Raw genomic sequence first — 19722 nt, 5'->3', positions numbered from 1 at the left:
CCATGATCGACGAGCTCGTCTACATGCTCACCGACCCGCTCATGCAGCGGGCGCTGATCGCGGCCCTGCTCGTCGGCCTGACCGCCCCCATCGTCGGCACGTACCTCGTCCAGCGCCGACTGTCGCTCCTCGGCGACGGGATCGGGCACGTCGCCCTCACCGGTGTCGCCCTCGGGTGGCTCGTCGGCGCCGCGATGGGCCTCGTGCCCCAGGACGTCCTCGCGATCCCGGGCGCGGTGATCGCCGCCGTCGTCGGGTCCGTCGCGATCGAGATCGTGCGGTCGCGCGGCCGCACGAGCGGGGACGTCGCCCTGGCCCTGCTGTTCTACGGCGGCATCGCCGGCGGCGTGCTGCTCATCGGCATCGCGGGCGGCACGCAGTCCAACCTCATGGCGTACCTGTTCGGCTCGATCTCCACGGTGACGGGCGCGGACCTCGTGCTGACCGTGATCCTCGGGGTGGTGATCCTCGCCGTCGGCCTCGGCCTGCGCGCCGCGCTCTTCACCGTGTCCCAGGACGAGGAGTTCGCGATCGCGTCGGGGCTGCCGGTGCGGTTCCTCAACATCGCGGTCGCCGTGGTGGCCGCCCTGACCGTGACCGTCGCGATGCGGGTGGTCGGGCTGCTGCTCGTCAGCGCGCTGATGATCGTGCCCGTGGCGGTCGCCCAGCTCGTCACCCGCTCGTTCAGCCGGACGATGCTCCTCGCGGCGATCGTCGGCGTCACCGTCTGCGTCACCGGGCTCTCCATCACCTACTGGCACAACTGGTCGCCGGGCGCCACCATCGTCGTCCTCGCGATCGTCGTGTACGCGGTGGTCGCCACCGTGGCGCCCGCGATCGCGCGCGGCCGCAGGCGCCACCACCACGACCCGCACCCCGACATCCCCGACGACGTCCGCGTCCGGCCGGAGTCGACGTCGGTCCAGGGTGCGCCGGCCGCGGAACGCAAGGGCGGTGACGACCCGTGCAGCGCATGACGCGGCAGCGCGCCGCCGTCTCCGAGGCACTCGACCGCCTCGATGACTTCCGCAGCGCGCAGCAGATCCACGACGTCATGCGCCAGGGCGGCGACACGATCGGCCTCGCCACCGTGTACCGGACCCTGCAGGCGCTCGCCGACCACGGCGACGTCGACGTGCTGCGCACCGAGGACGGCGAGAGCCACTACCGCCGGTGCGAGCGCGACGAGCACCACCACCACCTCGTCTGCCGCGGCTGCGGGCGCACCATCGAGATCGACGGGCCGACCGTCGAGTCCTGGGCGAACACCGTCGGCGCCGCCCACGGGTTCACCGGCATCGAGCACACGATCGAGCTGTTCGGCACGTGCGCCGACTGCGCCGCAGCGGCAGCTGCCCGGGCAGGCGACTGACCGGTGCCCGCCTGGCTCGACGACGCGTCCTTCTGGCCGCTCTTCGCGTTCTTCTTCGCGATCGTCTTCTTCCGCACCCAGGCCACCTACTGGATCGCGCGCCTCGTCACCGCCTGGACGCTCGACCGCTCGCGCCCGACCCGCCCCTGGGTCGCCCGGACCCACGCGTGGCTGACCCGGGACACCGGGTCACGCGGGTTCCGCGCCATCGAGCGCTGGGGACTCCTGGCGATCCCCGCCTCCTTCCTGATGACCGGGACCAAGACGGTCGTCAACGGTGCCGCCGGCGTCCTGCGGATGCCGTTCGGGCGCTACCTCGCCGCGATGACGCTCGGCAGCGCCGTGCACGCCACGATCTACGCGACCGTCGGGTGGGCCGCCTGGACGGCCGCCGTCGCGGCAGCGGCCGGCTCACCGTGGGGCGCGGCGGCGCTCGCGGTCATCGTCGCGCTCGTGGCGCTCGTGATCGTCCTGGGTGTCCGACGACGCCGCGCCCGCGTTGCGACCGTCCCCGACCCGGGGTAGTCACATGACATCCGGCCGAGGAGGCAGACGATGATCGACACGTCTCGAGGGTTCACGATCGAGCGCACGTTCCGTGCCGACCCTCGCCGCGTGTGGGACGCCTGGACCGTCGCCGACGAGGCGGCGCGATGGTGGCACCCGCGCGGGACCAGCACGCCGCGCGACTCCGTGTCGATCGACGCCCAGATCGGCGGGCGCTACGCGTACACGATGGTGGACGACGAGACCGGCGAGTCCGTCCGGACTGGCGGCGTGTATCGCGAGCTCAGCCCGGACCGGCGCCTCGTCTTCACCTGGGGAGACCCGGACGTCGGGCCCGACGACGACGCGCCGGTCGTCACGGTCACGATCGCCCCGGAGGGCTCCGGGTCGCGCATGAGGTTCGACCTGCGCGGGGTCGACGGGCACCCCGGCGACGAGTTCTACCACGACGGCTGGGACGAGGCGCTCGACTGCCTCGGCGAGCACCTGGACGGCGCACCCGCCGACGCCTGAGGGCTCAGGTGCGAGGCTCGATGCGCGGCCCGAGCACCGGGCTCAGGCGCAGGACACATGTGCACGGATCGGACGCTCCAGGTTCGCGGCTCAGGTGCGTCGGCTTCGGGGCTCAGGTACCGGGCCGGTCGACCGCGCCCCCGTACCGGCGGTCACGGCGGGCGTACTCCTCGACGGCCGCCCACAGGGAGCGCCGGTCGACGTCGGGCCACGGCGTGTCCATGAACACCAGCTCGGCGTAGGCCGCCTGCCAGAGCATGAAGTTCGACGTCCGCTGCTCGCCGGAGCTGCGCCAGAACAGGTCGACGTCGGGCAGGTCCGGCTCGTCGAGGTACTTCTGCACGGTCTTCTCGGTGACCTTGCGCGGGTCGAGCCTGCCCGCCGCGGCCTCGGTTGCGATGGCACGGGCGGCGTCCGCGATCTCGGCGCGCCCGCCGTAGTTGACGCACATCGTCAGGGTGCAGACGTCGTTGTCGCGCGTGAGCTCCTCGGCGATCTCCAGCTCCTTGATGACCGAGGCCCACAGTCGAGGCCGACGACCAGCCCACCGGACCCGCACGCCCCACTCGTTCATCTCGTCGCGCCGGCGCCGGATCACGTCGCGGTTGAACCCCATGAGGAACTTGACCTCCTCAGGGCTGCGCTTCCAGTTCTCGGTCGAGAACGCGTAGGCGCTGATGTGCTTGACGCCGATCTCGACCGCCCCGGCGACCACGTCGAGCAGGGCGGCCTCCCCGGCCTCGTGGCCGGCCGTGCGCGGCAGCCCGCGGGCGTTGGCCCAACGTCCGTTCCCGTCCATCACCACGGCGACGTGCTCGGGGATCAGCTCTGCGGGGATCGCGGGCGGCCGCGCACCCGAGGGGTGCGGCGGCGGGGGACGACGGCCGTCGTCCGACCTCGGGAGGCACGCCGCGCCCGGCCCTGACCCGCCTCGCCCGTGCCGGACGGCGTCCGCGGGCTCACGCGCCCACCTCGCCCGGGGCGAGCTGCTCCTGCGCGGCACGGATCGGCGGCACCGGTGCACGGTCTGGTGCACGGTCCGGTACGCGCTCCCGTGCACCGTCAGCGCCCTCGGGCATGTCCCGCTCGACCATCCGCAACGATCTCAACGTCCTCTCCAGGTGGTACTGGCAGTAGGCGGCCACGAGGCCGCTCGCCTGGCGACGGGTCCTCGCGTCCGAGGCGTCCGCGACCGCCCAGTCCCCGGCGATCAGCGCCGCGAGGAGGTCGAACGTCGCGGGGCTCGGTGACGTGGCCCCGTGCGGGCGGCAGCGCTGGCACACGGCCCCGCCCTGCGCAACGGCGAACGAGTGGTGCGGGCCGGGCTCGCCGCACCGCGCGCAGTCGGTGAACGAGGCCGCCCACCCGGCGATCGCGAACGAGCGCAGCAGGTACGAGTCGAGCACCAGGCCGGGGGCGTGGGTCTTCTCGGCCAGGGACCGCACCGCACCGACGAGCAGCCAGAACTGCTGGACCGCGGGCTCCTTCTCCCCGCCGACGAGCCGCTCGGCCGTCTCCAGCATGACCGTGCCCGCCGTGTAGAGCCCGTAGTCCTCGCAGATGACCCGGGCGTACGGCCCGACGGTCTCGACCTGCGTGACGATGTCCAGCGAGCGCCCCTCGTGGAGCTGCGCGTCGATCATCATGAACGGCTCGAGCCTCGCCCCGAACCGGGACGACGTGCGGCGCACGCCCTTGGCGACCGCGCGCACGGTGCCGTGCTCGCGCGTCAGGAGCGTCACGATGCGGTCGGCCTCGCCCAGCTTCTGGGTGCGCATCACGATCGCGTCGTCTCGGTACAGGGGCACGGTCCCATTGTCGGGCATGCCGCCCACACTCGTGCCGTGACCTGCTGTGCTGTGGCATGACGTGTGCGGGCTCTGGCGTACGTGGCCTGCGGTGACGTGGCGGGGCGTGAGGCGCAAGTACGGAAGCAGGCACGGGCGGGACGTGTGCCGACCCCCAGCGATGGGAGACTCCTCGCATGGACGACTGGGAGCAGAGGGTCGACGCGGTGTGGGCGAGCGTCGGGACCGAGGGCGGGCCGACCGACGACGAGCTGGTCTCAGCGATCGACGCGCTCACCGCCGAGCTCGACGCGAGCGACGCGCGGGGGCCCTTCGAGCGAGGTGGCGCCCGCGACTCCACGGGCCGCACGGATCTCGCGGTCCCGCTCTACCGGGAGGCGCTGGAGCTCGGGCTCGACCCGGACCGCCGCAGGCAGGCCGTCATCCAGCTCGCGAGCTCCCTGCGGGTGATCGACGAGGTCGACGCCGCCGTGGACCTCCTGCGCACGGAGCTGGACCGCGGTGAGGAGCACCTCGAGCCGCAGCTCCGCGCCTTCTACGCGCTCGCCCTCGCCGATGCCGGGCGCGAGCGCGAGGCGGTCGGCGTGGCGGTGGGCGCCGTCGGGCACCTCGTCACGCGGTACGGCAGGTCGCTGCGCGCCTACGGCGAGGAGATGTCGCGCGGAGAGGCCTGACGTGCCCCGCTGGGGCCCGGCCACGACCGTCGGACGGCGCTGCACCCGCGGGGGCAGCGCCGTCCGGCACGTCCGTCCTAGGACGCGGCGCGCTCCGCGCGGTTGACCGCGGACACGATCGCCTTGAGCGACGCCGTCGTGATCGAGGGGTCGATCCCGACGCCCCACAGGACGTCGTCGCCGACCTGGCACTCGACGTAGGCCGCCGCGGAGGCGTCGCCGCCCTCGGAGAGCGCGTGCTCCGCGTAGTCGAGGACGCGGACGTCGACGCCGACCTGGGCGATCGCGTCCACGAACGCCGCGACCGGACCGTTGCCGGTGCCCTCCAACGTGAGCTCCTCTCCCCGGTCGAGCACGTCGACCGCGAGGGTGTCGGGCCCGTCCTCCGTCGAGACGGCCCGCGTCCCGCGCAGCTTGAGACGACCCCACGGCTCGAGCCCGGAGCCGGCGTCGACCGGCAGGTACTCGTCCGAGAAGATCGTCCAGATCGCGCCGCCGTCGACCTCCGTGCCCTCGGCGTCCGTGTGCTCCTGGACCGCACGCGAGAACTCGATCTGGAGACGTCGCGGCAGGTCGAGGTTGCGCTCCGTGCGCAGCAGGTACGAGATGCCACCCTTGCCGGACTGCGAGTTCACGCGGATCACGGCCTCGTACGACCGGCCCAGGTCCTTCGGGTCGATCGGCAGGTACGGCACGCCCCAGGTGATCTCGTCGACCGTCGACCCGGCCGCCGCCGCCCGGGCGTCCATCGAGTCGAAGCCCTTCTTGATCGCGTCCTGGTGGGACCCGGAGAACGCGGTGAAGACCAGGTCGCCCGCATACGGGTGCCGCTCGGGGACGTCGAGCTGGTTGCAGTACTCGGCGGTGCGGCGCACGTGGTCGATGTCGGAGAAGTCGATCTGCGGGTCGATCCCCTGGCTGAACAGGTTCATGCCGAGGGTGACCAGGCAGACGTTGCCCGTGCGCTCGCCGTTCCCGAAGAGGCAGCCCTCGATGCGGTCGGCCCCGGCCTGGTAGCCGAGCTCCGCCGCCGCGACGGCCGTACCGCGGTCGTTGTGCGGGTGCAGGGACAGGACGACGTCCTCGCGCCGGTCGAGGTGGCGGCTCATCCACTCGATCGAGTCGGCGTAGACGTTCGGGGTGGCCATCTCGACGGTGGCGGGGAGGTTGATGATGACCTTGCGGTCGGGCCGCGCGTCCAGGACCTCGATGACCTCGTTGCAGATGCGTGCGGCGAACTCGAGCTCGGTGCCGGTGTACGACTCGGGCGAGTACTCGTAGTAGACGGTCGTCTCGGGGACCGTCTCCTCGAACTTCTTGCAGAGCTTTGCGCCCTCGAGGGCGATGTCGACGATCCCGTCCTGGTCCGTGCGGAACACGACCTCGCGCTGCAGCACCGACGTCGAGTTGTAGAGGTGGACGATCGCCTGCTTGGCGCCCCGGATCGAGTCGAAGGTCCGCGCGATGAGGTGCTCGCGGGCCTGCGTGAGGACCTGGATGACGACGTCGTCCGGGATGCGGTCCTCCTCGATGAGGGCGCGCACGAAGTCGAAGTCCGTCTGGGAGGCCGAGGGGAACCCGACCTCGATCTCCTTGTAGCCCATCTGCACGAGCAGCTCGAACATCTTGAGCTTGCGCTCAGCGTTCATGGGCTCGATCAGCGCCTGGTTGCCGTCGCGCAGGTCGACCGCGCACCATCGGGGCGCCTGTTCGATGCGCCGCGACGGCCACGTGCGGTCGGGCAGCGAGACGTCGATCTGGCGGTGGAACGGCAGGTACTTGTGGATCGGCATGCCCGAGGGCTGCTGCGGGTTGGGCTGCGCGGGCCGGGCGGTCTCCACGTCCTCGGGGTCGCGGGTCGCGGCGGCGCTGGGGTTCGGGTTCATCGGAGTTCCTCAGGTTCGGTTCGTTCGACGGGGTCAGCCGGCACACCAACCACCGCGACGAGAGACCGGCTACGAGGTCTCGCCGCGGCACCCAAGAAGAAGTCGCCGAACACTGCTCACGCCCCCACTGTAACCCGTTCGCCGCGAGCGCGGTCCGGCACAGGGCCTACCGGCGCCCCCGGGCCGCGAGCGCAGCGTCGACCTCGGGATTCCCCTGGGCGGACAGCCAGGCGAGCAGGTCGGGATACGTCGACGGGTTGCCGGCGAGGTAGGGGTGGAGCTCGGGAGCCGCGGCGGCGATGGCGGCCAGGTCCTCGAGCGGTGTCCGGGGGTCTGCCGCCTGCGCGGCGGTATACCTCGGCCCGTCCCCCACGGGGTCGGTCCCGGAGAGCTCGATCTGCGCCGTGTCGTCGCTGCTCGACCCGCCGGTGGTGCCCGCCGGGCTCGCGGACGGCCCGTCGGCGGGACCCGTCACCGGCAGCACGCTCGTGCCCCCGTCACCGGTCCGCTCGCCTGCCTCCGGCGCCGTGGCGCCGCGGGCGGCCGCGGCCTGGCTCACCGGGACGTGCCCCGAGCGCCGCGGTTCACGACGGGCCACCCGTGACGACTGTGCCTCGCCGCGGGTCGCGTCGTCCGCCCCCGCCCGGGTGGATGCGGCGGCTGCGGCTGTCGCCGCAGGTGCCACGGACGTCGCCGGGCCGGCGTCGGACGGCGTCGCGGGGCTCTCGTCGACCTCACCACGCTCTTCGTCGCCCGAGGTGTCGTCGAGGCCGCTGCCGGCGCCGTCGTTCTCAGGAGTGCCGTCGCCGTCTGCCGTCGTGCCCGCCATCGTGCTGCGCACCCTGCTGCGCCACGCGGGTCGGGCGGCGTCACCGTCACGACGCTCCGGGCGGCCACGCTCGTCGTCGCCCGAGGTGTCGTCGGGGTCGTCGCGGTCGGCCGCACCGTCCTGGCCCGTCGCCCGCTCCGAGCGCGAGAGCCTGACGGACTTCGGCTCGCGGGGAGCCCACACGTAGGCGGAGGGGGCAGCGCGCCCTCCGGGCGGTGCTCGGCGACGTAGCGCCGCAGCTCTGCCGGGATCGTCAACGACCCGATCACGAGGGCGGGGAGCCCGAGCGCGAGCAGCCAGAACGCCGTGCCGCCGACCGGCCCGGCGAGATCGCCGGTGACGAGGAGCAGCACGATGCCGACGACCGCCGCCGCGCCGGACGCGGTCAGCGCCACGGGTCGCCCCGCCACCGGGCCCGTGTCGAGCGACCCGGCCGCGAGCAGTGCCGCAGAGAGGACCAGGAGCCCGAGGACGAGGGACAGCACCGACCTCGCAGAGGTCCCGGGGCCGCCGGGGAGCATCTCGAACAGCCCGGTGGCGGCGACGTAGCCGGCGGTCACCGCGAGGAGGAGCAACGTTCGCCTCGCGACGCCGACCCACCGAGCGACCGCAGCAGGGATCAGGTCAGGGGTCACCTCGGATGATGCAGCAGGTGACTCAGCAGATGACTCGGAAGGCGACTCGGCGGGCGAATCGGCACTGTTCGTCGCAGCCGCGTCGCGCCCCTTCGCGTCCTCGTCCCGCGCCTGCCCCAGGCCGTTCGCGGTGGCGTGGACACCCGACCGGGCGCGCTGCGCCGTCTCGACGGAGGAGCCCCGCAGGAGGGCGGACGACGACACCGCCGCCGCCGCAGGGACGAGGAGCAGGGCGAACCCGAGCACGCGCGGGGACGTCACGTGCAGCAGCACCGCGCTGCCGGAGCCGAGGACGAACGTCACGGCGACGATGACGCCGAGTCCCAGGAGCACGGTGCTCCACGCGGTGTCACCGCGGACGGCGCCGAGCACGGGCCACCCGACGAGCACGACGAGGAAGACCGTCGCCAGCAGCGCCCGGAGCACGAGGGCGACCCCGAGGTCGTCGCCGAGCACCAGGACGAGAGTGAGTGCCGCCAGCGTCGCCACGACCGCTGCGGCGCCGAGACCTGCGAGCGCTCCGGTCCAGGCACGACGGGGCCCGGCCTCCGCGTCGTCGTCGCCGATCTCGCAACGCCGTGGCTGGGCCGCGAGCAGCGCGGCGGCGAGGCCGAGCCCGACCGCCGTGCCGAGCCCCGGTCCGTCGAGACCGGCCAGCAGGTCCTTCAGCAGGTAGACGAGCACGAGGACCGCATAGGGCAGGTTCGCCAGCAGCCTGGCGTTCCGGGTGCGGTGCACCGTCCACCCGTCGGGCATGAGACCGCCCCGCGCGAGGTACGGGAGCGAGAGGGACAGCAGCGTCACGAGCGAGACGAGGACGACGTCGACCCGGTCGACGGAGCGCGTCGTCGCGTCCCAGGGCAGGGACAGCGACATGAGGACGAGCAGCGCCGCGACCACGTCGCGGGCGTAGTCCACGAAGGGAACACCCGCGAACGGCGACGAGCCGCTCACGCTCGCGCCGGGGCTCGTACCGGCTCCCTGGGTCCCGCCAGCTCTCGCACCGGCGACCGGGGTCCCGTCCGCGTTCGCGGTCGAGCTCGGGTTCCCGCCGGTGGTCGCGCTCGCGTGCGCGCCTTCGAGACCACTGGACCTCTGCTCGGCGGGCTGCTTCTCGGGCTCGACCGTCTCGTGCGTCTGCTGCTCGTTCACCGGACCTCCTCGCTGTGGCCTCACGGCCGCGGGACCTGTCGGCCCCGGAGATGTTTCTACCGGGTGATGCGCGGTTCTCCAACACCCGGCGCGCGGGTCTGTGCATCGAGCGCGCATCGAGCGGCGGCGAGCGGGCACTGAGGGCAGTGAGGGCGCTGAGCACGACGCCGCGCGGCCGCGGGTCAGCCCAGCCCGACGACCGTGCCGTCGCGTCGGACGCCGACGAGGGAGCCCGAGACCGGCCACACGCCGACCACATCGGGATCGCTCCAGGCCCACGCGCCGGTGCCGTCCACGAGGGAGTAGGCCTCCATCCGCACGCTCCCCTCGGTCCCCGTCCCGACGACGGCGAGCCGCTCACCGTCCGTGACGGCGGCCCGTACGACGCCGATCGACTCGGCGTCCGGGTCGACCCGCCAGCGCTCCTCCCCCGTGCTGCGGTCGAGCCCGAGCAACGCAAGCCCCGCAACCGCAACCGCACCCGCGCCGCCGCGCCCGTCGTTTCGGTCGTCCTGGTCATCCTGGTCGTTCGCGCCGTCGGCGACCGCCGTGCCCGTCGCGCCGCCCGTCGTGCCAGTGGACGTGTCCGTGATCGTGTCCGTGGTCGCGTCCGCCTCGACCCGCTCGGCCACGACCACGAGCTCCTGCGTGCGCAGCACGTACGAGACGCCGGCGGCTCGCTCCCAGAGCGCCTCGCCCGACGCGAGGTCCACCATCCGCCAGACCTCGTCGTCGGCGAGCAGCGCAGAGGGCGTGGTGGTCCCGTCCGTGACGAGCGGACCTTGGACGACACGGCCCTGCAGGACGGAACGGCCGCCGTCCGACGCCACGACGACCGTCTCGGGAGCGGTCGCCGGGCCCTCGGGCTCGAGCCGCGCCCCGCCGGAGTACGCGTCCTGGTCGTCGCCGAAGCGGGACTCCCGCGAGGGCGTCCCGCCGTCGAGGTCGAGCGCGCCGGTGCTGGTCGGTGTCTCGATCACGACGACGCCGTCGTGGAACGCGATGCCGACGTAGCCCTCCCGGCCGTCCTCGGTGCGCAGGAGGTCGTCGGCGAGCGACCTGCTCCACAGCTCTTCGCCGGTCACCGCGTCCTGCATGCTGACGCGCACCTCGCCGTCCTCCGCGAGCAGGTAGGCCACGCGCCCGCCGGTGACGGGGGCGACGTCCCGCGTCCACGGCGGAACGCGGCGACGGGCGACCACCTCGCCGCTGGCCGGGTCGACGACGACCGTCCCGGCCATCGCGGGCGCGAACCCGGACGCGGTACCGGGGACCCGCCGCACGGCGCACACGATCGGCCCGTCGGCGACCGCCGCACCGGACGACGCCGCAGGCGCGCACTCGCCGACCGGGGCACCGACGTCGCTCGTCCAGGCGACGTCGCCCGTGGCCGGGTCCCGGCGGACCCAGGGCTCGCCGAGCGTGACGAGGCCGTCGCCCGCCAGGACGAACGCCCCGCCGGACCGCGAGCGCCACGTCTCCGCAGGCGCGTCCGAGAGGTCGCGGACCCCGCCCGGGACCGACAGCACCGCAGTGCGGCGCTGCTCGGTGCGCCGCGCGTCCGCCACGCCGCCCGCCACCACGAGACCCAGGACCACCGCGGCTCCGGCGGCGAGCGCTCCGATCAGGAGCGGACGACGGCGCCCGGGTCGCTCATGCTGCGTCGCCTCGCCCCGCGCCCCGGTCGGGTCGGCGGGGCCGCGCTCGCTGCTCGGAGCGTCGCGCGGCCCGCTGTCCGGTCCGCTGGCCGGTCCCAGGTTTGGGTTGGCGTCCCCTTCGTCATCCGACGCCTCGAGCCCCAGCAGGATCGGCGCAGGCGCACGACGGCCCGCTGGCCGACCTGCCGGACCTCCACGACCTCGCACGCTGCTCCTTCGCCGCCGCTCGTGACCACGACGCTACCGACCCGCGGCGCGCGACGGGGAACGGGAGGCGTGGGATCTGCCCGTCAGTCGAGGAGCACGAGGCTCCGCGTCGGGGCGCCCCCGATCTCGTCGTCCTCGGCCGAGAAACGCCACAGGAGCAACCTCCCGCCGACGTCCTCGACGTAGCCGGCACCGTGCCAGTCCCAGGACGGGACACCGGTGCCGAGATCCACCGCCCGGAGCGTCACCTCGTCGCCCTGTTGCCCGAGCTGCTCGACGACGACACGGGACCCGTCGGTGAACGCGCCGAAGACCTGGTCCGCCCCGACGAGGTCGACGGTCCAGAGCTCGGCACCGGAGACCGCGTCCAGGCCGACGAGGACCGACGCGCCGCCGACCCTCTCCTGGAGGACCATCACACCGGCCACGCGAGCGACGTAGTCGAGGACGTCGTCGCGCCCCCAGAGCTGCTCGCCCGTCGCGGCGTCCACGACGTCGGCCCTGCCTGCGATGCTGGCGGTCGCGTGGACCAGCAGCTGCCGGGAGGGGCGGCCGTCACTCGTCCTGGGTCCGACGGGGAGCCCGTCGTAGGTCCCGACCAGCCGGTCCTGAGCGTCCCGGAGGGTGGTGGTGCGCCCGGCACCGTCGTCCGCCCCGACGGCGACCGCACCGCCCACCAGCAGGTCGATCCCGGTCCCCGACAGCGTCGACGGCGCTGGGACCTGGCGCCCCGACCGATCGAACGTCAGTCCCTGCCCGTCCCCGGCGCGGCGGTCGGTGTACACCCAGATCACCCCGTCGCCCTCCCAGATCCCGGCTCCGTAGGACTGGTCGACGTCCTCGTAGAAGGCATCGGGGATCGTCCGCGTCCACCCGGAGGGCGTGCCGTCCGAGGCCCCGACCTGCGCGGCACCTCCCGCAGTCCGCGTCGCCTCACGGAGGACGAGCCGTGCCTCGGTGCCGTGCTTCTCGAGCACGACGACCGAACCGTCGCCGAGCACCGTGGCATAGGCGGCGCGCTCCCCGAGGTCTTGCGCCCCGAACTGCGCGCCGTCGGTCGCGTCGAGCGTCGTGGCGCTCCACCCGCCCACGGTTCGCGGGTCCCATGGCTCACCCGAGCGCACCGTGCACACCACGGCCACGCCGACGCCGACGGGCCGGCCGGACTCCGGGCCGGCGCCGGAGTCCGCTCCCGCTCCCGCGGATGCACACGACTCGGGCACGCCGTCCGTCTCGGTGCTCCACCGCACCTCCCCGGAGCCGAGGTCGCGCCGCTCGACGCGAGAGGTGCCGAGCACGACGACGTCCCCGTCGAGCGGGAAGACCGAGTGCACGTCGTCGGTCACCCACGACTCGACCGGTGCCGCAGGGTGCGGGCGGATCCCGCCCGGCGCGGTCGCCGTCACGAACGGCTCCTGGCCACCGGTCGCCACGAGGAACGACACGACGATGCCCACGACGACCAGCGCCGGGACGACACCCGCGAGCAGCAGGCGACGGGCTCGACCCGGGCTGCGCCGGGAGCCCGGCGACGCGGGAGCCGCACCGTCGTCCGGCACGCGCGGTCCGCCGTCCGACGCCGGGCCGGGGCCAGGTCCCCACCGCGGAGGGTCCTCGTCGGGTTCGAGGTCGACCAGGACGACGTCGCGCGGGTCCCCGCCGCCGCTGCGTCCCACGGTCCTCCCTCTCAGGCCTCTCAGGCTCGTCGTGCCTGCCGTACGCGTCGTGGTCGTCAGATCCCGAGCTGGTACACGCCCCAGTATGCGAGCAGCACGAGGATCACGGCCGACCCGCCGAGGATCCCCCAGAGCACCACGTGCCCGAGGACCCCCGGACGGCCGGGGGCTGCGCGACGACGCCGTCCGCGGCAGCACCGCTCCCAGCACCGCCGGCCACGGCCGAGCCGTCCATGTCACTGCCCGTGCCGTCGTCCGCGGCACCGTCCGTAGCGGCACCGGCCGACGGGTCCTGACGCCTCCGTCGCAGGTCCAGGTACCGGTTCAGGAGCAGCGCCGCCATGACGACCGTGACGAGGCCGAGCGCCCGGACGCCGATCCAGCCGCCCTGCACGACCCACCGGTCGTGCCCGTAGTCGAGCGCGATGCGGGCGACCGCGATGAGGTAGACGAGCAGGGCGACCATCGTCAGCACTGTGCCCGCGGCGACCCCCGCGAGCGGCACCCGCAGCCCGCGCGCGATCGGTCGGGGCACCGGGCGGCGGCGCACGAGCGCCACGAGGTCCGTGACGCCCGAGACGACGACGGCGAGCGCGATGAGGCCGAGCCCGGCGAGGACGAGCCCGAGCTGGAGGTCGGCGCTCGCCAGCCACCGGGGCGTCGGCACGGGTCCGGCGAGGAACTCCTGGTCGGGCACGGCCCCCGCGACCCGCGGCGGCGCGTCCGCGCTCGACGGGAGGAGACGACCCAGTCGGCGAGGTCGCCCATGAAGTCGGCGGAGACCGGTCCGCCGACGCGCAGGCCGTGGTTGGCCCCCGCGTAGTAGCGGACGGTGACGTCGTCGTTCCCGTTGCTCGCGGCGTCGTCGATGATCTGCCGCGCGCCCTGCTCGAGCGGCATCGACTCGTCGGACGTGCCGTACGCGACGAACAGCGGGTCGTCGAGCTGCTGCTGGTACGGCTGGACGTCGAAGTCCGCGTACTCGAAGCCGCCCCCGGGGAACACCATGCCCACGGCCCGCGGGATCGCGCGGAAGAGCTCGTCGGGGACGTCGGTGTTGCGCAGGTAGGAGTCGGCGGCGAACGCCATCTGCTGCCGGGGAGGCACCACGGGAGCCGAGCCGAACGCCACGAAGTCGATCAACGAGTCCTCGGTGGCCATCACCGGCGTGATCCAGCAGCCCTCGGACTCCCCGTACAGGCCGACGCGCGCCGGGTCCACGCCGGGCCACGCGCGCAGCACGTCGACGGACCTCAGGTAGTCGTCGGCCATCTCGAGGTAGTCGCGGTGCGAGTTCGTGTAAGTGTCGAGCCGCTTCGACGGCACCATCGTGACGACACCGGCGCTCGCCAAGCCCTCCCCGGGCTCCGAGAACGCCTCGTGCGCGTCGCCGGTCCCGGCGCCGTGCACGAACACGATGCCGGGCAGCGCGCGCTCGACCCCGACTGGCTCCCGGACGAGCGCCTCGACCTCGGCGCCGTCGAGCTGGACGGTGATCTCGGTGGTCTTGACCTCGTAGGTCCCGAGCGGTGCCGCGTCGACGGTTTGGCCGCCGATCGTCGTGTCCGAGGTCTCGGGGACGAGGTGGTCCTCGACGGGTTGCGGGTCCCACTGCGGTCCCGTGAACGCCCCGACGAGCGCGAGCAGGATCGCGAACGCGGCTGCTGTCGCTGCGGTCCGGAAGATCACTGACGCATACTACGCAGCGTCAGAACCCCAGTCGGTTGAGCAGCTTCGGGTCGCGCTGCCAGTCCTTCGCGACCTTCACGCGCAGGTCGAGGTACACCTTGGTGCCGAGCAGCGCCTCGATCCCGCGGCGGGCCTCGGTCCCGACCTGGCGCAGCCTGGCGCCGCCCTTGCCGATGACGATGGCCTTCTGGCTGTCCCGCTCGACGAAGAGGTTCACCCGGACGTCGACCAGGGGGTCGCGTCCCTCGCGGTCGTCGCGGGGCACGATCTCGTCGACCACCACCGCGAGCGAGTGCGGGAGCTCGTCCCGCACGCCTTCGAGCGCGGCCTCCCGGACGAGCTCGGCGACCATCACGGCCTCGGGCTCGTCGGTGAGCTCGCCGTCCGGGTAGAGCTCGGGCCCCTCGGGCAGGTACGAGACCAGGACGTCGCGCAGCGTGTCGACCTGGAAGCCGTCGACCGCGGAGACCGGCACGATGTCGGCCCAGTCGCCGAGCGCGTCGACCGCGAGCAGGTGGTTGGTCAGCGTCTCGCGGTCGACCGTGTCGGCCTTCGTCACGACCGCGACGACCGGCGTGCCGCGTCGCCCACGCATGACGTCCGCGAGCTGCGCCGCGATGAACCGGTCGCCCGGGCCCACCTTCTGGTCGGCCGGCAGGCAGAACCCGACGGCGTCGACCTCGGAGAGCGTGTCGCGCACGAGCGTGTTGAGCCGCTCCCCGAGCAGCGTCCGCGGGCGGTGCAGGCCCGGGGTGTCCACGAGGACGAGCTGCGCGTCGGGCCGCTGGACGATCCCGCGGATCGTGTGTCGCGTCGTCTGCGGGCGGCCGGAGGTGATGGCCACCTTCTGACCCACGAGCGCGTTGGTGAGCGTCGACTTCCCGGCGTTGGGCCGCCCCACGAGGCAGGCGAACCCCGACCTGTGCGTGCCGGGCCCGGCGGGCTCTCTCGATGTCATCAGCGGTCCTCCGTGGATCGTGCGGGCTGCTGCTCTCGTGCCGGGTCTGCCTCGGCACCGGACCGGTCGCCCGGGCGCTCACCGTTCCGCTCGTCCTCGTACGCGTCGGGCAGCCGGTGCACGAGGAGCGTCGCGACCTGCTTGCGGCGGCCCTCGACGCGCTCGGCCTCGAGGTGCAGGCCGTCGGTGTCGGCCGCGGCACCCAGGAGCGGGACCTTGCCGAGCGCCTTGGCGAGCAGGCCGCCCGCGGAGTCGACGTCGTCGTGGTCGATGTGGCGGTCGAAGAGCTCACCGAGCTCGGAGATCGGGTAGCGCGCCGGCACGCGGTAGACCCCGTCGCCGACCTCCTCGACCTCTGGCCCGGACCGGTCGTGCTCGTCCGTCAGCTCGCCGACGAGTTCTTCGAGCGCGTCCTCGATGGTCACGAGCCCCGCCACGCCGCCGTACTCGTCGACGACGAGGGCGATGTGCGAGGACGCGGCCTGCATCTCCCGCAGCAGCTCGTCGACGGGCTTCGACTCGGGGACGAACATCGCCTCGCGCGCCACGTCGCCCACCGGCACGTCGTCGACGCGTGCGTCGCGGCCGTCGCGCCGGGCCGCGCGCACCACGTCCTTGAAGAACGCGACGCCGACGAGGTCGTCGGTGTCGACCCCGGTGACCGGGATCCGGGAGAACCCGGAGCGCTCGAAGAGGTTCACCGTGCTCCGCAGCGGCGTCGTCGCGCGGGTGGTCACCATGTCGGTGCGCGGCACCATGATCTCGCGGGTGAGCGTCTGGCCCAGCTCGATCACCGAGCGGATCAGCTCGCGCTCCTGCTCCTCGATGTCCTCGAGGTCGCTCACGCGGTCCGCCACCTCGCGGGCCTCGCGGTCCGTCCGCTCGGCGGACGGCAGGTCGTCCTCCTGGACCGGGATCGCCCATCGGGTCGCGCGCGCGACCACGTCGAGCACGCCCGCCAGTGCCACGAGCACGGGCACGGGGTTGCGCAGCCCGACCGTGCGCGGGCTGACGCGCGACAGCAGGACGGCGACGCCGGCGCTCACGGCGACCGCCACGACCAGCACGAGCCAGCGGGCGACCAGGGCGTCGATCACGAGCACCAGGCACGCGATGGCGAGGACCTCGAGGACGACCCTCGTCACCCCGACGGCCCGGCTCGTCGTCGCCGGGTCCTCGGTGAGCGACTGCGCACGCCGGACCCGTGCGCGGCGGGCGACGCCCGCCGGACCGGCGTCCTCGGCGTCGGACATCGCGTCCTGGAGTCCGGAGCGGGTGGCGCGCACGAGTGCGGCCTCGCCGGCGGCGAGCAGCGCCGCGAGACCGAGCGCGACGACGGCGACCAGGATCAGCAGGAAGGTGGCGGTCCCTGTCATCGCGGTCAACGGCCCGCGAGGAAGGTCAGCAGGAGGGTCCGCTGCAGGGCGAACATCTCCTTCTCCTCCTCGGGCTCGGCGTGATCGTAGCCGAGCAGGTGCAGGATCCCGTGGGTCGTCAGCAGCAGCATCTCCTCGACCGCCGAGTGCCGCGCGACCGCGGCCTGCTCGATCGCGACCTGCGGGCACACGACGATGTCGCCGAGGAGACCGGCGGGGGTCACGTCGCCGGGCTGACCCGGGCGCAGCTCGTCCATGGGGAACGACAGGACGTCCGTCGGCCCGGGCTCGTCCATCCACCGGACGTGGAGCTCGGCCATGACGTCGGGCTCGGCGAAGAGGATCGCGAGCTCGGTCTGCGGGTGCACGTGGAGCGAGTCGAGAACGTACCGGGCGAGCGCGGCGAACTCCGCCTCGTCGACCTCGACGTCCGTCTCGTTGTTGACCTCGATGCTCACGCGTCGCGCTCCGTCTCTCGCCGTGCCGGGGTGCCGGGGCGGTCCTGCCGGGCGAGGCGGTGCGGTTGCCCCGCCTGCGTCGGTCGCGCCACGTCCCAGCGGGCGTACGCGTCGATGATGTCGCTCACGAGGCGGTGCCGCACGACGTCGGACGACGTGAGGCGGCAGAACTCGACGTCGTCCACCCCCGTCAGCACGTCCTCGACCACGCGCAGGCCGGACGGCGTCCCGCCGGGCAGGTCGACCTGCGTCACGTCACCGGTGATCACCATGCGCGAGCCGAACCCGAGGCGGGTGAGGAACATCCGCATCTGCTCGCTCGAGGTGTTCTGGGCCTCGTCGAGGATGACGAACGCGTCGTTGAGCGTGCGCCCGCGCATGTAGGCCAGAGGGGCGACCTCGATGGTCCCGGACTCCATGAGCCGCGGGATCGTGTCGGGGTCGATCATCTCGTGCAGGGCGTCGAGCAGCGGCCGCAGGTACGGGTCGATCTTCTCCGAGAGCGAGCCGGGCAGGTACCCGAGCCGCTCCCCCGCCTCGACGGCCGGGCGCGTGAGCACGATCTTGTTGACCCGGTGGGACTGCAGCGCCTGGACGGCCTTGGCCATCGCCAGGTACGTCTTGCCGGTCCCGGCGGGCCCGATCCCGAATGTCACCGTGTTCGCGTCGATCGCGTCGACGTACTGCTTCTGGCCCACCGTCTTGGGGCGGACGGCGCGTCCCCGGTTGGAGAGGATGTTGAACGTCAGGACCTCGGCCGGGCTCGACGCGGTGGCCGCCGTGAGCATCGTGATCGAGCGGGTCACGACGTCCGGGGTCAGGGGCGTCCCGCCCTCGACGACGTCCACCAGCTCGTCCAGGAGGCGGGCGGCGAGCGCCACGTCCCCGGGCGGGCCGCTCACGGCGATCTCGTTGCCCCGCGCGTGCACGTCGATCGACGGGAACCCGGCCTCGACCGCCCGCAGGACGGCGTCGCCGCTCCCCAGGAGCGCGACCATCGGGACGTGGGTCGGGACGACGACGCGGTGCTCGACGCGCGGGGACGGGTGGGAGGGCTGGGACGGTGCGGGCGGTGTCATCAGAGCGCCCAGTCTACCGACGCGACGCGGGCTCCCGGCCCCGAAGGGCGACCGCGGGGCTCACGCAGGGGTCCACCCCAGCTCCGCCCCGCCCACCACGTGCCCGTGCACGTGGAACACGCTCTGCCCCGCACGGGGGCCGGAGTTGAAGATCAGCCGGAACTGCCCGTCGGCCAGGTCGCCTGCGACCTCGTCGGCCAGCGCGACGACGTCCGCCAGCAGCGCGGGCTCGGCGGCGGCCAGCTGGGCGATGTCACCGTAGTGCGCGCGCGGCACGACCAGCACGTGCATCGGTGCCTGCGGGGAGATGTCCCGGAACGCCAGGGCCGTGGGCGTCTGCGCCACGACGTCGGCGGGGACGTCGCCCGCGGCGATCTTGCAGAAGAGGCAGTCGTCGCTCTCGTCGCTCATGACCGCAACGCTAGCGCGTCAGGCGCTGCCCCACCGGCCCAGCCGCTCGCAGAGCAGCGCGATGGCCACCGGCCCCGCCGTGGAGGTGCGCAGCACGTGCGGGCCGAGGCGAGCGCACCGGGCGCCCGCCTCGACGAGACCCTCGACCTCGGTCGCAGAGATGCCGCCCTCGGGGCCGACGACGACGAGGAGCTCGGGCGCTGCCGGGCTGCCGGCGCTCGCGGTCGAGGGCACGGTCGCGGGCACGGGCAGCTCGATCTCCGCCAGCGGCACGGTCGCCTCCTCGTGGAGCACGACGACGGCCCCGCCCGCGGCGACCACCTCGCGGGTGCGCGCGACGAGCCCACGGCTCGTCACGGCGTCCGACACCACGGGGACCCGCGCCCGCCGGGCCTGCTTGGTCGCGGTGCGCACGGTCGCGCGCCAGCGCGCCTGGGAGCGCGCCGCCCGGTCGCCGCGCCAGACGACGATGGAGCGCTCGGCCTGCCACGGGACGACGGCGTCGGCCCCGACCTCGGTCGCCGCCTCGATCGCGAGCTCGTCACGGTCGCCCTTCGCGAGCGCCTGGACGAGCGTGACGACGACCTCGGGGCGGGGCTCGACGACGACCTCGCCCACGAGGAGGTCGACCGAGGCCCCGTCGACCGCGCTGATCGTGCAGCGCAGCCGCGTGCCCTCGCCGTCCACGACGTCGACGTCCTCGCCCGGGGCGCGGCGCTGGACCACGCCCGCGTGCCGGCCCTCGGCACCGTCCAGACGGTAGACCGAGCCGGCGGTGTAGCCGCTGAGGTCGGCCGACTCGGCGAAGAACACCGGTGCGCTCATGCTCGTCCC

Annotated in this window: 20 protein-coding genes; 5 read left to right on the top strand and 15 right to left on the bottom strand. The window is 73.7% G+C overall.

Annotated elements, in window-relative coordinates:
• The first annotated feature begins 2 nt into the window (after nt 1–2).
• Genes QUE47_RS12265 through QUE47_RS12250 form a run of 4 tightly spaced genes read left to right on the top strand, consistent with a single transcriptional unit; the run spans nt 3 to nt 2392 of the window.
• A complete protein-coding gene (locus tag QUE47_RS12265) occupies nt 3–977 on the top strand; it encodes a metal ABC transporter permease (RefSeq protein ID WP_286217523.1) in 975 nt (324 codons plus the stop codon).
• A complete protein-coding gene (locus QUE47_RS12260; RefSeq protein ID WP_286219496.1) occupies nt 974–1372 on the top strand; it encodes a Fur family transcriptional regulator in 399 nt (132 codons plus the stop codon). Before QUE47_RS12265 ends, QUE47_RS12260 begins: the two co-directional genes overlap by 4 nt.
• A gap of 3 nt (nt 1373–1375) precedes the next feature.
• Nucleotides 1376–1897, top strand: a complete 522-nt coding sequence (locus QUE47_RS12255) for a DedA family protein (protein ID WP_286217522.1) — start codon at nt 1376–1378, stop codon at nt 1895–1897.
• 30 nt (nt 1898–1927) lie between these two features.
• A complete protein-coding gene (locus QUE47_RS12250) occupies nt 1928–2392 on the top strand; it encodes an SRPBCC family protein (RefSeq protein ID WP_286217521.1) in 465 nt (154 codons plus the stop codon).
• Between the two features lie 112 nt (nt 2393–2504).
• Here the strand turns inward: QUE47_RS12250 and QUE47_RS12245 are convergent, their stop codons facing one another.
• Entirely contained in the window at nt 2505–3230 is a 726-nt protein-coding gene (locus QUE47_RS12245) for an isoprenyl transferase (protein ID WP_286219495.1), read from the bottom strand.
• Nucleotides 3231–3351: 121 nt separating this feature from the next.
• Nucleotides 3352–4200, bottom strand: coding sequence for a DNA repair protein RecO (gene recO / locus QUE47_RS12240; RefSeq protein WP_286217520.1), 849 nt, complete (start codon nt 4198–4200; stop codon nt 3352–3354).
• Between the two features lie 176 nt (nt 4201–4376).
• Here recO and QUE47_RS12235 point away from each other — a divergent pair, with 176 nt between their 5' ends.
• Nucleotides 4377–4874, top strand: a complete 498-nt coding sequence (locus QUE47_RS12235; RefSeq protein WP_286217519.1) for a tetratricopeptide repeat protein — start codon at nt 4377–4379, stop codon at nt 4872–4874.
• Between the two features lie 77 nt (nt 4875–4951).
• Here QUE47_RS12235 and leuA read toward each other — a convergent pair whose 3' ends face one another.
• From leuA to QUE47_RS12170, 13 genes are all read right to left on the bottom strand, one after another.
• Complete coding sequence (gene leuA, locus QUE47_RS12230; RefSeq protein WP_286219494.1) at nt 4952–6667, bottom strand: 2-isopropylmalate synthase; 1716 nt, start codon at nt 6665–6667, stop codon at nt 4952–4954.
• A gap of 259 nt (nt 6668–6926) precedes the next feature.
• Nucleotides 6927–7319, bottom strand: a complete 393-nt coding sequence (locus QUE47_RS12225; RefSeq protein ID WP_286217518.1) for a variant leucine-rich repeat-containing protein — start codon at nt 7317–7319, stop codon at nt 6927–6929.
• Nucleotides 7316–9376, bottom strand: a complete 2061-nt coding sequence (locus QUE47_RS12220; RefSeq protein ID WP_286217517.1) for a DUF7937 domain-containing protein — start codon at nt 9374–9376, stop codon at nt 7316–7318. The genes QUE47_RS12225 and QUE47_RS12220 overlap by 4 nt, the downstream gene beginning before the upstream one ends.
• A 182-nt stretch (nt 9377–9558) precedes the next feature.
• A complete protein-coding gene (locus tag QUE47_RS12215) occupies nt 9559–10974 on the bottom strand; it encodes a PQQ-binding-like beta-propeller repeat protein (protein ID WP_286217516.1) in 1416 nt (471 codons plus the stop codon).
• Between the two features lie 350 nt (nt 10975–11324).
• A complete protein-coding gene (locus tag QUE47_RS12210) occupies nt 11325–12917 on the bottom strand; it encodes a hypothetical protein (RefSeq protein ID WP_286217515.1) in 1593 nt (530 codons plus the stop codon).
• Nucleotides 12918–13020: 103 nt separating this feature from the next.
• Nucleotides 13021–13383, bottom strand: coding sequence for a hypothetical protein (locus QUE47_RS12205; protein WP_286217514.1), 363 nt, complete (start codon nt 13381–13383; stop codon nt 13021–13023).
• A gap of 2 nt (nt 13384–13385) precedes the next feature.
• Nucleotides 13386–14606 carry an alpha/beta hydrolase family protein gene (locus QUE47_RS12200; protein ID WP_286217513.1) on the bottom strand — a complete coding sequence of 407 codons (1221 nt, stop codon included), beginning with the start codon at nt 14604–14606 and terminating at the stop codon, nt 13386–13388.
• A gap of 19 nt (nt 14607–14625) precedes the next feature.
• Complete coding sequence (era, locus tag QUE47_RS12195; protein WP_286217512.1) at nt 14626–15564, bottom strand: GTPase Era; 939 nt, start codon at nt 15562–15564, stop codon at nt 14626–14628.
• Nucleotides 15564–16940 (bottom strand): hemolysin family protein, encoded by a 1377-nt coding sequence (locus QUE47_RS12190; RefSeq protein ID WP_286217511.1) that lies wholly within the window; start codon nt 16938–16940, stop codon nt 15564–15566. The genes era and QUE47_RS12190 overlap by 1 nt, the downstream gene beginning before the upstream one ends.
• A 5-nt stretch (nt 16941–16945) precedes the next feature.
• On the bottom strand, nt 16946–17398 hold the full coding sequence (gene ybeY, locus QUE47_RS12185; RefSeq protein ID WP_286217510.1) for an rRNA maturation RNase YbeY: 453 nt from the start codon (nt 17396–17398) through the stop codon (nt 16946–16948).
• On the bottom strand, nt 17395–18477 hold the full coding sequence (locus QUE47_RS12180; protein ID WP_286217509.1) for a PhoH family protein: 1083 nt from the start codon (nt 18475–18477) through the stop codon (nt 17395–17397). The genes ybeY and QUE47_RS12180 overlap by 4 nt, the downstream gene beginning before the upstream one ends.
• Before the next feature lie 60 nt (nt 18478–18537).
• Entirely contained in the window at nt 18538–18888 is a 351-nt protein-coding gene (locus QUE47_RS12175) for an HIT domain-containing protein (RefSeq protein ID WP_286217508.1), read from the bottom strand.
• Between the two features lie 18 nt (nt 18889–18906).
• Entirely contained in the window at nt 18907–19713 is an 807-nt protein-coding gene (locus QUE47_RS12170) for a 16S rRNA (uracil(1498)-N(3))-methyltransferase (protein ID WP_286217507.1), read from the bottom strand.
• Between the last annotated feature and the right edge of the window lie 9 nt (nt 19714–19722).

Origin of the sequence: Paraoerskovia sediminicola (assembly GCF_030296575.1) — a bacterium.
In the GTDB taxonomy this organism is placed as follows: Bacteria; Actinomycetota; Actinomycetes; order Actinomycetales; family Cellulomonadaceae; genus Paraoerskovia; species Paraoerskovia sediminicola.
The sequence above is the reverse complement of the archived record's forward strand: the minus strand, read 5'-3'. Positions and strand labels throughout refer to the sequence as shown.